The organism is Nocardia sp. CA-119907 (genome assembly GCF_050955995.1).
Taxonomy (GTDB): domain Bacteria; phylum Actinomycetota; class Actinomycetes; order Mycobacteriales; family Mycobacteriaceae; genus Nocardia.
On the sequence record NZ_CP192091.1, the window covers coordinates 3115931 to 3133598 of the forward strand.

A 17668-nucleotide genomic window follows, 5' to 3' on the forward strand; every position below is an offset into this window, starting at 1 on the left:
GGTTCAGGTGGCGCGCAGCAGGACCATGAACCCGAAGTCCATGTGCAGTTGGCTGTGGCAGTGCAGCAGGGACAGGCCGGGTTGGTCGGCGAGAAAGTCGATGTCCATGCTCTGGTAGCTGCCGACCATCGCGACGTCCTTGCGCACCCCCGCGGTCGGTGTGCCCGCGACGTTGGTTATTTCGAAGGTGTGTCGGTGCAGGTGCATGGGGTGCACGTCGTCGGTGGCATTGCGCAGGTGCAGCCGGTACCGCTTGCCGAGGGTGACGTCCTGGATCGGCCGCTTGTCGGCCATCGAGAACGGGGTGTCATTGATGGTCCACACGTTGAACCCGTTCTGGGCGGCGTTGCGTTTGTCGATCAGCATGTCGATGACCTGATCTGGTGCCGGTGCGGTCCGATCCGCTGTGGTGAACAGCCGGTAGTCCCATCGGAACGGTGGTGGGGCGCCCCACTGCGGGTCACCGGTTCGACCGGCGTACTCGACCACGATGCCCATACCGTGTTCGCGGTCGTCGTCGGAGGTGTCGCCGAGCACCCACACGCCGGGGTTGGTCATCTCGACGATCGCGCAGACGCGTTCGGCGGTGCCGAGCCACAGCACCGGCACCGCGACCGGATTCGGGACGGGGTTGCCGTCGAGGGCGACAACGGTGAAGGTGTGACCGGGCAGTGCGAGGCTGCGGGTTTCGGTGGCGCTGCCGTTGAGTACATGCAGCAGGACCCGCTCACCGAATCTCACGCGGATCGGGTCGCCGTGGCCGAGGGCCCGGCCGTTGATCGTGAAGGTGCGGTAGCCGACCTCGTAGCCATGTGGTTCGCCGCGCGTCAGTGACGCGGTCATCGCGGCCTCGCCACGGTCTTTGAGTTCCGGTACTTCCTCGCCGACCAGGAAGTCCGCCGGCATCTCCTCGTTCTGGTTGAGGCTGGGCTCGAATTCCTTCAGCGTCAGGAAGATCTCCTGATCGAAGGCGCCGGGATGCTGCTTCGGTTCGATGTAGACCAGCCCGATCTGACCGGTGTACTGGCCGCCGGTGAGGTCAGGGCCGGGGGTGAGGTGGGTGTGGTAGAACCGGAACCCGGCCGGGCCGGGGGTGAAGGTGATGCGGCGCATGCCGTGCGCGGGGATGAACGGGGTGCCTTCTTCGGCGGCGCCGTCGCTGTCGACGGGCAGGCGCTGCCCGTGCCAGTGCAGCTGTTCGGGGGTGTCGCTGTTGTTGTGGACCTCCACCGTGACCTGCTGTCCTTCGGTGAATCTCAGCAGCGGGCCGGGGAATTGGTCGTTGTAGGTGGTGGTCGACACCGTCCGGTCCGACGCCACCTCGATCTGGCCGCGGTCGATACGCAGCGTGTAGTCGGCCTTGCCGGGATCGGGCCGCGTGCGGGAACACCCGGCCGTCGCGCCGCCGCCCACTCCCGCGCCCGTCAGTACGGCCAGACTGCTCCAAATGAGGAAATCACGTCGATCCACAGGCATGGTCGATGCACATCCTTCAGGTATCCCGACAAATCGAAGATGCGGATGCGAACCCCTCCGGAATCCCGGAGAAGAACCACGATATCGGGTGCCGATACATCGGCCCACGCTGATCGATGGGCATTACCTCGTGGCGCTGGAACAGTCCGACCAGGTTGCCGACCGGATCCTGAGACACGATCGGTCGCTGGGCCGCGATGATGTCAACGGTTCCAGCCGCCCGGGTGGGAGTGGTGCCATTGGCATGGGGCGGGTCGGTGCTCGCGGTTCTCGGTCGGTCACGGCGTTTGTTCGTCGTGAACGCTGGTCGGCGCACTGATTTCGTCGTCGCTATCCAGGTCGGTATCCAAGTCGGAGATCCAACCGTCGTCGTCCACTCGACCGAGTCTGCCGTCTGCCGCATGGAAGATCGGAGAACTATCGATCGGGGCCAGGGCGAGCTTGCGGTGGGTGTCCTCGTGGAAGGCCGCGAGCAATGCGCGCACGGATGGAGCGATCTCGATCGGACGCGCCCGAACTACCTCTGCCATCGGGCTCACGCCCCCACAGGATTCGGAACGTCCGTCCGGTTGAGCAGCGCGGCCCAGTAGTCGCCTCGAAGCGCATCCCATAAGTCGCCGTGCTCGGGAAGCAACTCCCGTGCGTCTGCCAGATCGGGATACGGGTCGAACATGACCGTTCCAGGTTGTACTCCCATCAGCGGTGTGCGGGCGGGCAGACGATACGCGGTGAACGACTCGGTGGTGAATCGGACGCGCAGGATCCGTGTGGAACACCCCGCCAATCGCCATACCGCGATCTTGCGGCTGTCCCGGGTTTGCGTGGTCCGCAACATATCTCGGCGCATCACACGTCCTCCGAGGCCGGGTCCCCGACACCGGGAGATGCGGCACCCCGGCACCGGGACAACTCGGTGGGCACAGGCTGATCCGCCCATTCGCGGACGGCCTCCGCGAACCGCTCCACCACATCGGCTGTGGCGCCGACGCGATTGGCTGGCGGACCGATGAACGGACCACGTTGCGGCAGTTTCGAATTCGCCACATTTCCTCCCCATGGCTGCGGTTGAGGCACCCGCGCCGATGAGCGCGCTGCTAGACCGGCGGTGGATCAGACGACCTGCATACGCTGGGGTTACGAGCAAATTCCTGGGCGTCGGGATGCACACCAACCATCTCTCCGGTTCCCGACTGATTGAAGCCACACGACCGCTACGGAACCTCTACGCTGCGACTACGGACCAACGATTGCGGGTGGGCGGATCGCGATGATCGTTACGAGTTGGACAGGGGTTGAGGTACAAGTCATGCGCGTGGCGGCGCTGCGTGTGACACAAAAGGAGTTCGCCGAGATCATCGGCTACACCGAAGCGGTCGTGCGCAAATGGGAACGTCGGGGCGCGACCATCACTCTTGCCGGGCAATACGCAGCATCGATGGATACACTCTTGCGTCGCCTCGATGCAGAACAACGTGAGCGGTTCGAGGCGAGCGTCACGAATATCGCGAGCACGTCCGTAGGCGCTGCAACCTCACTTCGATCAATCGGCGATGAGGGCTTCGAGACGGGGTTAGAGATTGCCGATCGGATGCAGCGGCTCAGTGACCTCGACGCCGACGACGGCGCGGCCACGGTCCTGGCACTCACCATCGCGGACCTGGTCGACCGTTACGAGCTGGAAGGTCCGCAAGTTCTTGCGCCGGAGACGGTCGCCGCGCGTCGACAAGTTGAACAGCTGCTGGAGCACCGGTGCCATCCGGCCCAGATGCAGCACCTATATCGGATTGCCGGCCAGCTTTCCGGCGTCTTGGGCTACATGGCGGTCAACCGAGGTATGTTCGGCCGCGCCAAGATGTATTGCCGGGAAGCATTCGCCATCGCTGCGCGGCTGCAAGACCGCGACCTGCAAGCATGGGTGCTGGGGACGGAGAGTTTCTGTGCCTACTACCAAGGGCATTTCACGGAGTCGGTCGCCCTCGCGCTCGAAGGGATCCGCGTGTCGGGTCCCGGCCCTCAATCAATCCGCCTGTACTCGAACGGCCTTGCCCGCGCACTTGGCAAGTTGGGCAATGCAACTGGAGTCGCGCAGGCTATCGACCGCGCAATATTGATCGCCTCGGAGCACAATCCCGGCTCCGGGCTGACCCCCGCGCTGACCTTCGCTCCGTACGGTGAGGCGCGCCTTATGGCCAACGCGGCGACCGCATTTCTATCCGCTGGCGAGCACAAACAGGCATTGCAGTTCAGTCGATACGTCGAAGATCGAGTGAACGAGTCCGACTCCGTCTGGAGTCGCTCCCTGGTCCGTCTTGATGTTGCGACCGCACTTGTTCAGCAGCGCTCCGCGGAGGTCGAGCATGCTGCCCAGCTAGGGATCGAGGCGCTGGCTACTTCGCATGACCGGCCGATTCGGTCGGTGTGGCAGCGCGCGCACGAACTCGGCGAAGTGATCGGGGCGATACCGACCGCAACGTCCAAGGACTACATCGAAACTCTGCGCGATTGGTCTTCATCGGCGCGGCATTTCGCTGCGCCCGAGAATCGCTAAATGGCGAGCGAAATGACCGCGTGATCGTGCCACACATACCGTCTGCCGTCGCGTCGCAGTTCGACGAGGCGCACGTTATCGACTCGAACCTGCACTGGTGCGAGATCCCGAAGCTGTTGGACTGCATCAACCAGGCTGTTCGCCATTTGCCGCTTGTTGATGTAGGCGATCCCGAGATGTGGTCGGAATTCTGATGTTTCAGTGAGTTGTCTGTTCGGTCGAACAGCGACGGTGCATTCCCTGAGCAACCGGTGCAGGTTGAGCAACGGATCCCAAGGCGTAACGGAAAACCTTATCGCACTGCGAGACCCAGAGAGGGGACCGATGCTCAGATCGAATGACTTGACCCCGGCCAGCCGTCGACGAGCGAGATCGATCAACCGTGTGAGCGTGCTGTCGGATACCTGATCGGTGTCGCCGATGCTGAGTACAGTGAGGTGTAGGCCGTCGAGGGACACGTGGTCGAGGCTGTCGGCCTCGAGCCGACCCTGGCACTCCGAGGCGAGTTCGGCCAGCGCGGGATCGCTGAACGTCAGATACCAGTAGTAGACGGACCGGCCGGGCGCCCACCCTTTCAACGTCCAGTGGTCATGGAGTGCGGTCAGTCCGCGGAAGGCCGACCAGTCGTTGCTTCGGATGATGCTCGGCTCGGATGTCGACGTTGGACCCGACAGCGGGAATGGGCGTTTCGAACTGGCGGTCATGAGCCGGTGACTCCCTCCGTCAGCTGTCGCGATCTTCCGATCGCGAGTGTACGGGCCGCGGTCGAGGCTCTGTCCACGATGAAATACCTGGATGGCAGTCCTGGCTGCCTCAGCGCGCGACAATCCCACGCGCTAACGTGGCTGCTCGACGGTGCCACCGACACCGAGGTCGCCACCATGTTCGCACCCCTGCCCGAGCCCGCCCGGCCTACCAGAACATCTGGCGGCCCGCCTACCGGGGACTCGACCGGTTGGAGTAGGCGAGACGCCACGCCTCCACCCACCACGTCGTCGACCCGCTGAACCCCACCGACCCGCGCTTCCCAGATCAACGGCCGCAGCATGTGTCCGAAAGGAATATGCCCTTTCGGGCACTACCTGCCCCGGGTAGATCGTCCCTACAGCAATAAGGAGTAGTCGCATACCCGTGTCCGCGGCTATGCGCCGCCTGAGAATGAATGCGCAGGTAGAAGCTGGTCCGGGGGTAAGCCACAAGCCACTCATCTGTTCCGCTCAACCACTGCGGCAATAACACCGAAGCGATAGCGCCACAAGCGTTTTCGACGGCTATGGACGCCCGGATCACGTCGAGCGGCCGAACGGTCCTCGCAACGCGAGTCATTGCCGCGCCCCGACCGGCTGCCCGCATCCAGAATCAGCCGCCGCACAGCATCCGAACGGAGCAGAAAATGCCATACCCAAGAGCGTGCATCCTCCCACCCGATTTACTGCAGTCGGTTGCGCGTGAACTTCCGCCGGAACAGCGAGCAGCACTGCTCGCGTCCATGGATCTCGACAACAGCATCCGAATGCTGCGCGCCGAGGCCGCCGGCCGACAGGGACCACAACCACAGCAGACCGTCGGCGCGGTATCGAACGGTGTACCGCAGCGGTCGATCTTCGACCAGCAGCATTCCACCGCGATGGTGCCGGGCATGCTTGCCCGAGCCGAAGGTCAGCCGCCGGTTGCCGACCCGTCGATCAACTCCGCCTATGACAACTTCGGCGCCACGTATGACTTCTACTGGAATGTCTTCCAACGCGACTCCATCGACGATCAGGGCATGCCGATCGCCGCAATGGTCCATTTCGGCACCAAATACGACAACGCGTTCTGGGATGGACAGGGGCATATGTTCTTCGGTGACGGCAGCGGCCCGCTGTTCACCGACACCACCCGCAGCCTCGACGTGGTCGCACACGAGTTGACCCACGGGGTCACCCAGTTCGAGGCGAATCTCACCTACTCCAATCAGTCCGGCGCACTCAACGAATCCATTTCCGACGTGTTCGGATCGTTGGTGAAGCAGTACCACCTGGGCCAGACCGCCGATCAAGCCGACTGGTTGATCGGTGCGGACATCGTGGGACCGCTGTTGTCACCCGCACTGCGATCGCTGAAGGCCCCCGGCACGGCCAACGCCCACGACAACCAACCCGCCGATATGTCCAAATACGTGCAGACCACGAGGGACAACGGCGGCGTCCATATCAACTCGGGCATCCCGAACCACGCCTTCTACGTGCTCGCCACCACGCTGGGCGGGGAAGCGTGGAAGACGCCGGGAACAGTCTGGTACGACGCACTCATCGACCCAGGGCTCAAACCCAACGCCACCTTCAGCAACTTCGCCGCGTTGACGTTGAAACAGGCCCGCTACCGTTTCGGAAGGGCAAGCAACGAAGCGCGCGCGGTGCAAGCCGCATGGGATGCCGTGAAGGTTCCGCTGCGCTGAATCTGACGGCCGCGAATACCATCGTGTCTATGGCCACACCGAACGTACATCTCGAATTCCGGCGAAGCGGCGGCCTCGCCGGAATAGAGATGACAACCTCGGTCGACGCGCGCGACCTGCCCGCCGAGCAGGCGCCGGTCATCACCGACCTGCTCAACGACACATTGCTCGAGCAGGACACGACGACATACCCTCCGGCGATGCCGGATCAGTTCGACTACGAACTCACCGTCACCGACGGCCATCGGACCAGCACCTATCACTGGACCGACCCGCAGATCCCCGACGCGGCACAACCGCTGGTCGCCGAACTCGCCGAACGCTCCCGACCGGATCCGACTACCTGAACAGATTTCCGTCGATCTTCCGCGAGGGCTGTTGGTGGTCGCCGACGAGTGGCGAACGCGATGCGACGCACGTCGTGCCACTCGTCGGCATTGCAGTTATGCCGTGGTGACGACCTCGTCGTAGGTCAGGCGGGGGGAGCGGGGGAACCAGGCGTCCACGCCGGGGATGCCGATATTGACCACGACCAGTGAGTTGTGCGTGCCGTCGGGAAAGAAGTCCTGGTCCAGGGCGGCGGCGTCGAAACCGTTCATGGGGCCCGCGGCCAGGCCCGCGGCTCGGATGCCGAGGATGAAGTAGCCGATCTGGATCAGGGCGTTGAAGCGGGCGGATTCGGCGCGGTAGCCGGGGTCTTCGAAGTAGTCCTTGGCCGCTGGCGCGTGCGGGAAGACCTTCGGCAGGTTTTCGTGGAAGTTCAAGTCGGCGGCCAGGATTGCGGTGAGGGGTGCGGCGGCGGTCTTCGGCTTATTGCCCTCGATCATGTGGGTGACCAGGCGGGCGCGCGCCTCGGGGCTGCGGACCAGAACGATGCGCAGCGGCTGCTGATTCATCGATGTCGGGCCGTATTTGACCAGTTCGTAGATATCGCGGATCTGGTCGTCGGTGACCGGTGCGTCGGTGAAGGTATTCGCGGTGCGCGCCTCCCGGAACAACAGGTCCTGGGCTTCGGCGGCAAGGGTGAGCAGGGTCTGTGGCTGCGCGGTGTTCACGTGGTTCTCCTCGAAAAATAGTCGGGGACAGCGGATTTCAGTCGTGGGCGACGCGCCGGGACAGTGTCAGCAGATTGCCGTCGACGCGGACGAGCACGTCGTGCACGACACAGCTCGGCGCGATTTCGGGCTTGCTGTTCGGCCGGATCTTGACCACCAGGCAGTAGGCGGTGGAGACGATGGTTCCGTCGTCCTGCGGCTGCAGGTTGATCATGTTGAACCAGTGCCTGCGCTGCATCGGGTCGGCCTCGAAACGCTTGTGGAATTCGACCAGGTCCGAGATGATGCCCGCCCTGGTCCGAGCCGGCGGCCGACCCGGCGTGTGCTCGAATTCGGCATTCTCGGTGAAGGTTTCGGCGTAGCCCGGGATATCGCGGTTGTCCAGCCGCTGCATCTGATCGGCGTAGAACTGCTGGACCTCGGCGTACAACTCGGTGCGGCTGGCGACGGTGGTCATGGTGGCTCCTTGCTTGCGGCGGGGCGCGGCTGCACGCAACGGTCGCCGATGCCGCTCGAGGCTGGCTCGAGCCGCGCGCGGGTTGACCCGGGCTATAGGTCCCGCGACGAGTCTTGAGGTCGAAAAGCCCGGAAAGACCGATGGAGGAGTCATGGCGGAAAGCAAGCGCGTCGCGCTGGTCACCGGAGCGACCAGCGGTATGGGCCTGGAGATCACCAAAAGCCTTGCGGCCCAGGGCATCGCGGTGTTCATCTGCGCTCGTGACCAGCAAAAGCTGACCGATACGGTCAAGAGCCTGCAGGATGACGGGCACGAGGTCGACGGCACGGTCTGCGATGTCGTCGATGCCGCCCAGATCCGCGAGTACGTCGACGCGGGGGTGCGGCGGTACGGCCCGATCGACATCCTGGTCAACAATGCGGGCCGCAGCGGCGGCGGCGTCACCGCGCAGGTCACCGACGAGCTGTGGTTCGACGTGATCAATACCAACCTCAACAGCGTCTTCCTGATGACCAAGGCGGTGCTGACCGCGGGCGGCATGCTCGAGCGCGGCAGCGGGCGCATCGTGAACATCGCCTCCACCGGCGGCAAACAGGGGGTCGTGCACGGTGCGCCGTATTCGGCCTCCAAACACGGCGTTGTCGGGTTCACCAAGGCGCTCGGACTGGAACTGGCCAAGACCGGGATCACGGTGAACGCGGTATGCCCGGGTTTCGTGGAAACCCCGATGGCCGAACGGGTTCGGGAGGTCTACTCCGGTCTGTGGGGAGTCGACACCGATGAGGTGCACGCCAGGGTGAGCGCCCGGGTGCCGATCGGGCGCTATGTGCAGCCGTTCGAGGTGGCGGCAATGGTCGACTATCTGATCGGTCCCGGCGCGGGTGCGGTCACCGCACAGGCGCTGAATGTCTGTGGCGGACTCGGCAATTACTGAGAGGTGGGGACAATGACCGCAGTCGAAGAGAACACCGCAGTCGAAGAGACCGCAGCGGCGGGCCACGACGAGTATCTGCGCATCCTCGATGCCATCCAGACCGGCGCGCTGCACCTGCTCGCGGGTTTCCCGCACCAGCCGAGCGCGTTGCGAGTCCAGGTGGGGGAGGTGACGATCGAGGCCGAATGGCAGGTCTCGGCCGCGCCGGTCATCGCGGCCCCGGTGGCCGGTAAAACGGTCGATGTGGCCGGTGGAGCAGCCGAAACCTTTGCCGCACCGAATGATCCGACACCCGGTGCGGTCTTCCGCGCACCGAGCGTCGGGGTGTTCTATCGCAGCCAAGAACCCGGCGCGGACCCCTTCGTCGAGGTGGGCGACCGGGTCACGGCCGGACAGCAGATCGCCATCGTGGAGGCGATGAAGTTGATGATTCCGGTGACCGCGCAGGCCAGCGGCGTGATCACCGAAATACTCAAGGAAGACAACGAACCGGTCCAATTCGATGAGCCCTTGTTCTCGTATTCTCCTGAATGACACGGGAATTCAGGACGGCGGACAGGTGCGGCGCCAGGTCAGCACCCGGCGCTGCATCCGCCCGCCGACCTGTGCGGCACCGATCAGCGTCAGGATGTCGCCGTGCAGCGACATCTGGCGCACCTGTTCGGTATCGGCCCAGGCCGGATTGGAGCACACCGTGATCGCGTGCACCATTTCCGTGCCGCGGCGGCGCCAGGTCCCCGCATAGCCCATGAACGGCGGTGTGCCCGTTGCCCCGTCGGTGCGCATCATGCTCACCGACATATAGCCGTGCGCGCCGTAGATCAGCAGGCCGCGCGGTGCGTCTCCCAATGGCCCGGTGCTGGTCGCATCGTTTTCGTCGATATCGAAGTAGGACATCAGTTCCCAGGTTCCGATGAGATCGGTGGCGTTCATGACGCCCACGATGGCGGCCGCCGCTCTAATCACGCTGTAGCCGACCCGCGCGCGAACCGGTGGCTGATCCGCACCAGCCGCCAGGCGACCTCGAGCTCGTCGAGATCCCGTGGCCCGTAGACCATCACCAGCGTCTGCGGCAGGAACCGCTGGCGGGCCATCGGATGCAGCTCCGCCCAGCCCTGCGCGATCGCCTCGGCCGCGATATCTTCCGGCAGGCACATATGCAGGCTGCCGTCGCCGTGCCCGTGCAGATGCGCGAATTCGGTGCCCACCAGATACGCCTCGCCCGGTCCCTTGGCCATGGTCGGCCGTAGATGCAGCGCGCGGGTGTCGGGCAGTGATACGCCGCTGCGACCGAGCAGTACCCCGTTCAGCGTGGTCATTCGCGACCATAGGGTCTCCTGGAGGTCCGGCGGCGCCAGCTGACTGAGCTGCTGGTGCGGATTGTGTGCCCGGGTGCGTGGCCGTTCGCCGTCGCGGCGCGGCAGTTCGATGCGCCCGTCCACGGAAATCGTCGTCATGACTGTGCTCCCTTCGGTTTTCGCGTGCGGTGGTGCTCGCTCGCGACCCCTGGTTTCACAGTACTTTCCAAAGTATAGTAGTTACCAAGAGGAAAGTGACTCCCCAGGAGAAGAATATGCGGGCAGTATCGCGTAGCGATTCGATGACGGGCGGTGACCGGGCGCCGAGTGCGCCCGCGAGCGTCGATCCCTGCCCGATCACCCCGGTGATCGACCTCGTCTTCGGCCGCTGGTCCACCCAGGTGCTCTGGGTGCTCACCCACGATGGCCGCCTGCGCTTCACCGAACTCCAGCAGCGCATTCCGGGCCTCACGCCCAAGGTTCTGACTCAGCGTTTGCGTCAGCTGGAACGGGATGGCCTGGTGGCCCGCACCTACCATGCGGAGGTGCCGCCGCGTGTCGAGTACGAGGCCACCCCGCTCGCGGTGACGCTGCGGCCGGTCTTCGCCAGCATCGTGGACTGGTCGAGCGAACATCTCAGCGAGGTGCTCGCGGCTCGGGCCGCCTACGACTCCGCCGAGGCCTGAGCCGACCCTAGCGGCGACCTACGGTGTCCTGCGCTAGGCCGGACCGGTCGGCGCCGGTCGCGGCGCCAGAGCCAGCAGATGTCCGGCCAATTCCCGCGGCATGGTGATCATGCAGTCGTGCCCCGTCGGCAGCACATGCAGCCGCTCCGGTGGCAGGTCGGCGGGCGGCAGGGTGCGCGGCATGGCGGCGCGCATGGCCTTGAAATCCGCGCCGCCCTCACTGCAGTGCACGTGCGTCACCGGAATCGCCGCCAGCGCTTCGGGATTCGTCAGCAGTATGCGCTGCTGAAAGGTCGCCAGCGATTGCGCGGTCTGCATCGAGGCCACCCAGCTGAGATCCGGCTCCTCGGTGACACCGTAGAGTCCGCCGTCACCCATCGGCTCGGTCTGCGGTGGCACCCGCCAGCCGTCGCCGTGCGCGTCGGCCGCGGCGGTGAAGGCATCGACCATACCGGGCATGATGTCGGCGACCGCCTCACCGTCGCGTGGGACGAAGGTGTCGATGTAGACGAGTTCGGCGATCCGGTCGGGCACGGCGTCGGCGACGGCGGTCACCACGATGCCCGCATAGCTGTGGCCGACCAGGATGACATCGGTGAGATCCTCGAAGGTGAGCAGGCCGACCAGATCCTCGACGTGGGTGTCGAGGCCGACCTCGGGGGTCAACTGGTCGGCGCGGTCGCCGAGGCCGACCAGGGACGGCGCGAATACGCGGTGCCCGCCGTCCTCGAGCAGCGGTGTCACCCGCTGCCAGACCCAGCCGCCGTGGAACGCCCCGTGGACGAGCAGATATGTCGACACGATCAGTTCTCCCTGAATTTCGATAGGGCAGTGACGGTTCCGGCGATCGCGGCCGGCGGCACCGGCTCGGGCCGGATGCCGAGTCCGATCACCCGGGCCACCAGCCGCGGTAAACGGGGAAAACGGCGCAGCAGGCGCACGAGCAGGGGTTTATCGGTGCCCGGCCGCCCGGCATTCGGATACAGATCCGAGAGCAGCCGCAGCTGTGCGAATTGGACTACGCGCATGGGGAATTCCCGTCTGCGCTGCACTGCGCGCAACTGCACGAGGCTCGGCCGGGCACCTGTGCTCAGCGTGGGTGCGAGCAGGCGGGCGGCCGCGATGGCATCCTGCACGGCGAGATTGATGCCGACCCCGCCCGCGGGCGACATGGCATGGGCCGCATCGCCGATCGCCAGCAGACCCGGCCGATACCAGCGGCGCAGCCGATCCACCCGTACGTCAAGGGGTTTCACATCGTCCCAGGTGCGAATTTCCGCCGCCAGATGGGTAGTGAGACCGGGATAGATCGCGGCGAGTCCGGCCCGGAATTCGGTGAGTCCGGCGGCCTTGATGGTCGCGAACCCGCCCTTGGGGATCATGTACGCGACCTGGAGGTAGTCGCCGCGGTCGATGCAGACGATGAAGAACCCCTTGCCGCTGCGCACGGTGGGCAGCCGTTTGCCGTCGGGTTTGCCGACGCGGAACCACAGCACGTCCATGGGAGCGGCGCTGGCGGCGACGTCGAGTAGGCCGCGCACGATCGAATTGCGCCCGTCCGCCGCGATCACCAATTGGGCACGTACCTCGAGGAGACCATCCGGTGTGCTGGCCCGTGCGCCGACCACCGTATCGTCCTCGTGGATCAGCTCGGTGACCTCGGCCTGCTGGATGAGTCGGAAGCCCGGATAACGCCTGCCCGCGTCGGCGAGGAAGTTCAGCACATCCCACTGCGGCATGAACGCCACGAACGGGAAACCGCCCGGCAGCGTACGGAAATCGGCGAAGATCACCGGACCGCTCGCGGTGGCCATCGGCAGCTGCGGCAGTTCGACGTGCGGCAGCGCGAGAAATTCCGTGGCGAGCCCCAGTTCGTCCATTGCCCGCAGCGTGGACGGATGCACGGTATCGCCGCGGAAATCCCGCAGGAAGTCCGGATGCTTCTCCAGCACAAGCACTTCCACCCCAGCCCGGGCCAGCAGCAGGCCGGTCATCAGCCCCGCGGGTCCGCCGCCGATCACGCAGACCCGCACCGTTTCGGTCGTCACGCCAGACATGTCGGCACCTGCCCGTGGTTGTAGACGATCATCTCGTCGAAGATCGACAGCACATCGAGTGGTTCGCCGATCGGACCGCCCGCCAGTTCCGCGTCGGCGCGGTACAGATTGCCGACGATCCGTTCCTCATCGACCAGGTCGGCGAATTCGCCGTGATCGGCCTCGAGCGCGATCGCCAACGGGGTGAGGCCGAGTGCGCGTCCCTCGGCGGCCAGCTCCTGCACCCACCGCAGGTAGCGCAGTGTCCGGTCGAAGATTTCGGGTCCGGTGACCGGTCCGTGTCCGGACACCACGGTCCGCGCACCCAGTGCGGCGAGTCTGCTGATCGCGGTGATCGATCCGCTGACCGACCCCATGAGGCAGAACGGCGCGGCACCCGACATCACCAGATCACCGGCGAAGAGGACTTTCTCCTCGGGCAGCCACGCCACCACATCATTGGTGGTGTGTGCGGCCGGTCCGAGGTGGATGAGTTCGACGCGGCGTTCGCCGATATGCAGGGTGATCCGGCTGCTGAAGGTGATGCTCGGCAGCGTGACTCGCACGTCACCCCACTGCACCCGCGGCCACAGTTGGGTCAGAGCGAGTCCGGTTTCGATCATCTCGGGCCGGATCCGGTCGTGGCCGATGACGACCGCGGTGGGGCCGAAGAGGTGATTGCCGAAATTGTGGTCGCCGTGGTGGTGGGTGTTGACAATCGTTCTGGCGGGGCCGATATCGAGTCCGTCGACGAATTCGACCAGTGCGCGGGTGCGCCCCTCGGTTGCCAGCGTATCGATCACCACGGCCCCGTCCGGACCGGCCAGTACGCCAGCATTGCTGACGCACCAGCCGCCTCGGTGGTGGGTGTACGCGTAGACCCGGTCGGCGATTTCGCGCACCACCGGGTCACCGGCCACCTGCGGTAGTTCGGTGGCCGTCATGTCGGTGACTTCACGGTCTCGGCATACCGCACGGCGCACAGCAGGGTATTGCGGCTGTTGGTCGATAGCGCGTCGGTGAGGTAGGCGCGCGCGTCGGCGAGATCGGTGGTGGCCCCGAGGATTTCGCGGGCGGCGACCGGATTGATCGCGACGGTGTGCCGAGCGGTCACCACCGCGCCATCGGGTCCGTCGGTGAATTCCCATGCACCGCTGTGTCCGAAGAGCATGGTCGGTGGCAGCAGCTGTTTGTAGTCGATGCGCTCATCGGACGAGCAGACGCGCACCGATTTGGTGGTGTGCGGGATACCGCCCTCGGTCACGGTATCCATCTCCATCAGCTGCACGCCCTCGGCGTCCTCGGTGAGCTCGATCCGGCCGACATGCGGGACATGTTCGGGCCAGCGCTCGCTGTGGTAGACGAAGTCGTACGCCTCGGCCGCCGAAATATCCAGCGTGACAGTGTCTTCGAAGGTGTGCACGACCTCCTCGACCCGATGACCGAGCTCCGCTATGCGTGCCAGCGCGGCCAGTTCGGTTTCGCTATTGCGATCCACCGCGCCCGCGACCACAGTCCGGTCGGCCCCGTCCACCACCGTGAAGCGATGGTCGAGGGTCACCTTCGTGGTGCCGGAGTCGGTTTCGCGGATCGACCAGCTGCCGCCCATGGACGCGATCGGCGCCTGGCTGCGTTCCTGCTCGAAGACGATGCGCCGCTGCTCCGCATCGAGCACCCGGCGGGAGGTCCAGTTCTTCACCTCGCCATTGACCGTCGCCCACAACCGGAACCGTTCCTCATCGGGTCCGCGGTGCAGGTGGCGCACCAGTACGCTCGGCGCGAAGATCACCGGCCACTTGGTCACATCGGCCACCAGGGCGTAGACGACCTCGGGTGGGGCCTGCACCACCCTGCTGTGGCTCATCACCTCGATGTTCATGCCGCACCCGGCAATTGACTGTTGACGATATCGACCAGCTCCTGCGGCGTCTTGACATCGATGAGCTGCTCCTCCGGAATCGTCACGCCGAAATCGCGCTGGATTCGGGAGGCCGTCTCGATGAGCGCCAGGGAGTCGTAGCCGAGCTGTTCGAAGTCGACGGTGGCGATATCGCCGCCGAGTTCGGCGATATCCTCGCCGCCCGCGCATTCCACGAGGATCCGGCGTAATTCGGTGATGGTCATGGTCATGATCGGCTCCCTAGATGTATTCGGATCAGTCGTTGACAGCGCGTACGACGACCGCGGAGTTGAAACCCCAACGGCCACGGGCCAGGACGAGGGCCGCACCGACGGTGGCGGGCCGTGGTGCGCCGAGAACCAGGTCGATCCGGTAGTCCTCGGCGAGAGTGGTGGTATGGGTGGTGGGCGGGATCACCGAATCGCGAATGGCCAGCAGCGCGGTCACGATGTCGAGCGGGCCCGCACCCGAGAACAATCGTCCTGTCAGCGGTTTCGTCGCCGTGACCGGGACTGCGCCGGACCCGAAGACGGCTTCGATGGCCGCCGCCTCGTCTCGATCGCGATCGGGCACGCCCGCCGCGTCCGCGAATACGACATCGATATCCTCCGGCCCCACACCGGCATCGGCGAGTGCGAGTTCGGCCGCTCGGCGCAGGCCCGATGGCCTGCCGGAGTCCGGCGGCGGATCGAATGTCGAGGCGTATCCGGCGATTTCGCCGTGCACCTTCGGCACCCCGCGGGCTCGGGCCGCCGCCGCATCCTCGACCACCAGCATCGCGCCGCCCTCACCGGGCACATATCCCGACGCCTCGACATCGAAGGGCAGGTAGGCGCGCTCCGGTGCGTCCGAGGTGCTGACCGCACCGCTGGCCAGATGTGCCGCCCAGCCCCAGGGATCCAGCGCCGAATCGACCCCGCCGGTGACCACCAGCGGGGTACCGCGACGCACCGTGCGCCTGGCGTGTCCGACCGCGTCCAATCCGCCCGCCTGTTCGGCGACCAGCGCGCTGCTCGGTCCGCGCATACCGTGTCGGATCGAGATCTGCCCGGTGTTCACCGCGTAGAACCAGGCGAAGGATTCGTAGACGCTCACATGTTCGGAACCGCGCGACCACAGCTTATTGAATTCGCGGTGGGTGAATTCGAAACCGCCGGAGGCATTTCCGGTGACCACGCCCATGTCGTAGTCGGTCAGCGCCGCGGTATCGACCTTGGCGTCGTCCAGCGCCCACTGCGCGGCGACCAGCGCCATGCGGGTGGAAATATCGGTCTGTGGCAACAATCGGCTCGGCAGATGTTCGGCGGCGTCGAAGTCGGCGACCTGCCCGGCCAAGCGCGCGGTGCTGCGACTCGCGTCGAACCGGGTGAGCGGCGCGATACCGCCGCGGCCGTCCAGTACCGCATCCCAGAAGCGTTCGACGCCGAGGCCGTTCGGCGCGAGCACACCCATTCCGGTCACCAGGATCATGCCGCCACCTCCTGCGGTTTGCGCAAGACCATCGCGCTCTGGAAGCCGCCGAATCCGCTGCCGACGGTGAGTACGGTGTCCATCCGGTGATCGCGCGCGGTGAGCGGCACATAGTCCAGATCGCACTCCGGATCGGTCTCGTGCAGATTGGCCGTCGGCGGCACCACCTGGTATTCCAGGGCCAGCAGCGAGGCGGCGATCTCGACCGAGCCGATCGCACCGAGCGAATGCCCGACCATCGACTTGATCGAGCTCATCGGTGTCGCGTAGGCGTGCTCGCCGAGACTGCGCTTGACCGCGGCGGTTTCGTGTCGATCGTTCTGGCGGGTGCCCGAGCCGTGCGCGTTGATGTAGTCCACGCCGGTGGGGTCGATGCGTGATTCGTCGAGTGCGACGCGGATCGCCTCGGCCATTTCCCGCCCGTCGGCTTTGAGGCCGGTCATGTGGTAGGCGTTGCAGCGCGTGGCATAACCGGTGATCTCTGCGTAGATGTGCGCGCCACGTTTGCGCGCGCTCTCGTACTCCTCGAGCACGAACATCGCGGCGCCCTCGGCGAGGACGAAGCCGTTGCGCGAATTGTCGAACGGGCGCGATGCGTGTTCGGCGTCGTCATTGCGCGAGGTGGTCGCCTTGATCGCGTCGAAGCAGGCCACCACGATCGGCGTGATCGGGGTATCCGCGGCCCCGGCCAGCATGACATCGGCCGAACCCTCGCGAATCAACTGCACCGCGTGGCCGACCGAATCCAGTCCGGATGTGCAGCCGTTGGAGACCATGGCGACCGGACCCTCGGCGCCGACACTCCAGGCCACCTCGGCGGGCATCACGCTGGGCACCATGTAGTCGAACATGTGCGGGGACAGGTAGGTCTGGTCGACCAGCCAGTTCTTACCGGAGTCCGACAGCACCAGGTACTCCTGTTCGAGGCTGGTTGCGGCGGCTACCGCACTGCCGAGGCTGACGCCGAGCCGGTGCGGGTCGAGCGACCCGATATCGATGCCGCTATCGGCCACCGCTTCCCGTCCGCACACCACGGCGAATTGCACCGCCCGGTCCATGCGGCGAATTTCCCTGGGCGAAAGCCCTTCCTGAATCGGGTCGAAATCGGCTTCGCCAGCCACCTGGGATCGGTACGGTGTCGGGTCGAAGAATGAAATCCGGCGGGTGGCGGTGCGCCCTTCGGACAGCAGTTTCCAGAACTCGTCCTTACCGGAACCGCCGGGCGCGCGGACACCGAGTCCGGTGACGACAACGCGGCGGCTCATTCCGCACCACCGGATGCGTTGGGGTTCATGGCGTTATCTCCCTTCGATCGTGTACTCGAGCATCGAAGGCCGTCCTCGAACCTGACTCGAGCGCCGGAGTCGA

The 17668-nt window shown here is 65.5% G+C and carries 22 protein-coding genes; 6 read left to right on the plus strand and 16 right to left on the minus strand.

The features are described from left to right. Positions 1-3 precede the first annotated feature (3 nt). From ACQP2D_RS13690 to ACQP2D_RS13705, 4 genes are all read right to left on the minus strand, one after another. Positions 4-1476: a multicopper oxidase family protein gene (locus ACQP2D_RS13690; RefSeq protein ID WP_433684074.1), complete on the minus strand. Its 1473-nt coding sequence runs from the start codon at positions 1474-1476 to the stop codon at positions 4-6. A 278-nt stretch (positions 1477-1754) separates the two neighbouring features. After that, complete coding sequence (locus tag ACQP2D_RS13695; protein WP_433684075.1) at positions 1755-2006, minus strand: hypothetical protein; 252 nt, start codon at positions 2004-2006, stop codon at positions 1755-1757. A gap of 5 nt (positions 2007-2011) precedes the next feature. Then, positions 2012-2323 carry a hypothetical protein gene (locus tag ACQP2D_RS13700; protein WP_433684076.1) on the minus strand — a complete coding sequence of 104 codons (312 nt, stop codon included), beginning with the start codon at positions 2321-2323 and terminating at the stop codon, positions 2012-2014. After that, a complete protein-coding gene (locus ACQP2D_RS13705; RefSeq protein WP_433684077.1) occupies positions 2323-2520 on the minus strand; it encodes a hypothetical protein in 198 nt (65 codons plus the stop codon). Before ACQP2D_RS13705 ends, ACQP2D_RS13700 begins: the two co-directional genes overlap by 1 nt. 262 nt (positions 2521-2782) lie before the next feature. Here ACQP2D_RS13705 and ACQP2D_RS13710 point away from each other — a divergent pair, with 262 nt between their 5' ends. Then, entirely contained in the window at positions 2783-4024 is a 1242-nt protein-coding gene (locus ACQP2D_RS13710) for a hypothetical protein (RefSeq protein WP_433684078.1), read from the plus strand. Here the strand turns inward: ACQP2D_RS13710 and ACQP2D_RS13715 are convergent. Next, positions 4021-4728 carry a 2'-5' RNA ligase family protein gene (locus ACQP2D_RS13715; protein ID WP_433684079.1) on the minus strand — a complete coding sequence of 236 codons (708 nt, stop codon included), beginning with the start codon at positions 4726-4728 and terminating at the stop codon, positions 4021-4023. The two genes, ACQP2D_RS13710 and ACQP2D_RS13715, sit on opposite strands and share 4 nt — an antisense overlap. A 689-nt stretch (positions 4729-5417) precedes the next feature. On the opposite strand from ACQP2D_RS13715, the gene ACQP2D_RS13720 reads away from it, so the two are divergent. Both ACQP2D_RS13720 and ACQP2D_RS13725 read left to right on the plus strand, forming a co-directional pair. Then, complete coding sequence (locus ACQP2D_RS13720; RefSeq protein ID WP_433684080.1) at positions 5418-6464, plus strand: M4 family metallopeptidase; 1047 nt, start codon at positions 5418-5420, stop codon at positions 6462-6464. A gap of 29 nt (positions 6465-6493) precedes the next feature. Next, on the plus strand, positions 6494-6811 hold the full coding sequence (locus tag ACQP2D_RS13725; RefSeq protein ID WP_433684081.1) for a protealysin inhibitor emfourin: 318 nt from the start codon (positions 6494-6496) through the stop codon (positions 6809-6811). A gap of 96 nt (positions 6812-6907) precedes the next feature. Here the strand turns inward: ACQP2D_RS13725 and ACQP2D_RS13730 are convergent, their stop codons facing one another. Both ACQP2D_RS13730 and ACQP2D_RS13735 read right to left on the minus strand, forming a co-directional pair. Beyond that, positions 6908-7519 carry a malonic semialdehyde reductase gene (locus ACQP2D_RS13730; RefSeq protein ID WP_433684082.1) on the minus strand — a complete coding sequence of 204 codons (612 nt, stop codon included), beginning with the start codon at positions 7517-7519 and terminating at the stop codon, positions 6908-6910. A gap of 37 nt (positions 7520-7556) precedes the next feature. Continuing rightward, a complete protein-coding gene (locus ACQP2D_RS13735) occupies positions 7557-7976 on the minus strand; it encodes a nuclear transport factor 2 family protein (protein WP_433684083.1) in 420 nt (139 codons plus the stop codon). Positions 7977-8127: 151 nt separating this feature from the next. On the opposite strand from ACQP2D_RS13735, the gene ACQP2D_RS13740 reads away from it, so the two are divergent. Then, positions 8128-8910, plus strand: a complete 783-nt coding sequence (locus tag ACQP2D_RS13740) for an SDR family NAD(P)-dependent oxidoreductase (protein WP_433684084.1) — start codon at positions 8128-8130, stop codon at positions 8908-8910. A 12-nt stretch (positions 8911-8922) separates the two neighbouring features. Beyond that, entirely contained in the window at positions 8923-9444 is a 522-nt protein-coding gene (locus ACQP2D_RS13745) for an acetyl-CoA carboxylase biotin carboxyl carrier protein (protein ID WP_433684085.1), read from the plus strand. 9 nt (positions 9445-9453) lie between these two features. Here the strand turns inward: ACQP2D_RS13745 and ACQP2D_RS13750 are convergent, their stop codons facing one another. After that, complete coding sequence (locus ACQP2D_RS13750) at positions 9454-9843, minus strand: lipocalin-like domain-containing protein (RefSeq protein ID WP_433684086.1); 390 nt, start codon at positions 9841-9843, stop codon at positions 9454-9456. A gap of 29 nt (positions 9844-9872) precedes the next feature. Next, positions 9873-10367, minus strand: coding sequence for a luciferase family protein (locus tag ACQP2D_RS13755; RefSeq protein WP_433684087.1), 495 nt, complete (start codon positions 10365-10367; stop codon positions 9873-9875). Positions 10368-10483: 116 nt separating this feature from the next. On the opposite strand from ACQP2D_RS13755, the gene ACQP2D_RS13760 reads away from it, so the two are divergent. Then, complete coding sequence (locus ACQP2D_RS13760; RefSeq protein ID WP_433684088.1) at positions 10484-10894, plus strand: winged helix-turn-helix transcriptional regulator; 411 nt, start codon at positions 10484-10486, stop codon at positions 10892-10894. A 33-nt stretch (positions 10895-10927) separates the two neighbouring features. Here the strand turns inward: ACQP2D_RS13760 and ACQP2D_RS13765 are convergent, their stop codons facing one another. The 7 genes from ACQP2D_RS13765 to ACQP2D_RS13795 are packed head-to-tail and all read right to left on the minus strand — an operon-like array spanning position 10928 to position 17565. Further along, positions 10928-11695, minus strand: coding sequence for an alpha/beta fold hydrolase (locus ACQP2D_RS13765; RefSeq protein ID WP_433684089.1), 768 nt, complete (start codon positions 11693-11695; stop codon positions 10928-10930). A gap of 2 nt (positions 11696-11697) precedes the next feature. Continuing rightward, on the minus strand, positions 11698-12951 hold the full coding sequence (locus ACQP2D_RS13770; RefSeq protein ID WP_433684090.1) for an FAD-dependent oxidoreductase: 1254 nt from the start codon (positions 12949-12951) through the stop codon (positions 11698-11700). Beyond that, positions 12939-13874, minus strand: a complete 936-nt coding sequence (locus ACQP2D_RS13775; RefSeq protein WP_433684091.1) for an MBL fold metallo-hydrolase — start codon at positions 13872-13874, stop codon at positions 12939-12941. The genes ACQP2D_RS13770 and ACQP2D_RS13775 overlap by 13 nt, the downstream gene beginning before the upstream one ends. After that, the gene (locus ACQP2D_RS13780; protein WP_433684092.1) at positions 13871-14794 is read right to left on the minus strand and encodes an aromatase/cyclase; all 924 of its coding nucleotides are present in this window, start codon (positions 14792-14794) and stop codon (positions 13871-13873) included. Before ACQP2D_RS13780 ends, ACQP2D_RS13775 begins: the two co-directional genes overlap by 4 nt. A gap of 11 nt (positions 14795-14805) precedes the next feature. After that, the gene (locus ACQP2D_RS13785) at positions 14806-15060 is read right to left on the minus strand and encodes an acyl carrier protein (protein WP_433684093.1); all 255 of its coding nucleotides are present in this window, start codon (positions 15058-15060) and stop codon (positions 14806-14808) included. Positions 15061-15085: 25 nt separating this feature from the next. After that, positions 15086-16300: a ketosynthase chain-length factor gene (locus ACQP2D_RS13790; protein WP_433684094.1), complete on the minus strand. Its 1215-nt coding sequence runs from the start codon at positions 16298-16300 to the stop codon at positions 15086-15088. Beyond that, positions 16297-17565, minus strand: a complete 1269-nt coding sequence (locus ACQP2D_RS13795; RefSeq protein WP_433684095.1) for a beta-ketoacyl-[acyl-carrier-protein] synthase family protein — start codon at positions 17563-17565, stop codon at positions 16297-16299. The genes ACQP2D_RS13790 and ACQP2D_RS13795 overlap by 4 nt, the downstream gene beginning before the upstream one ends. Between the last annotated feature and the right edge of the window lie 103 nt (positions 17566-17668).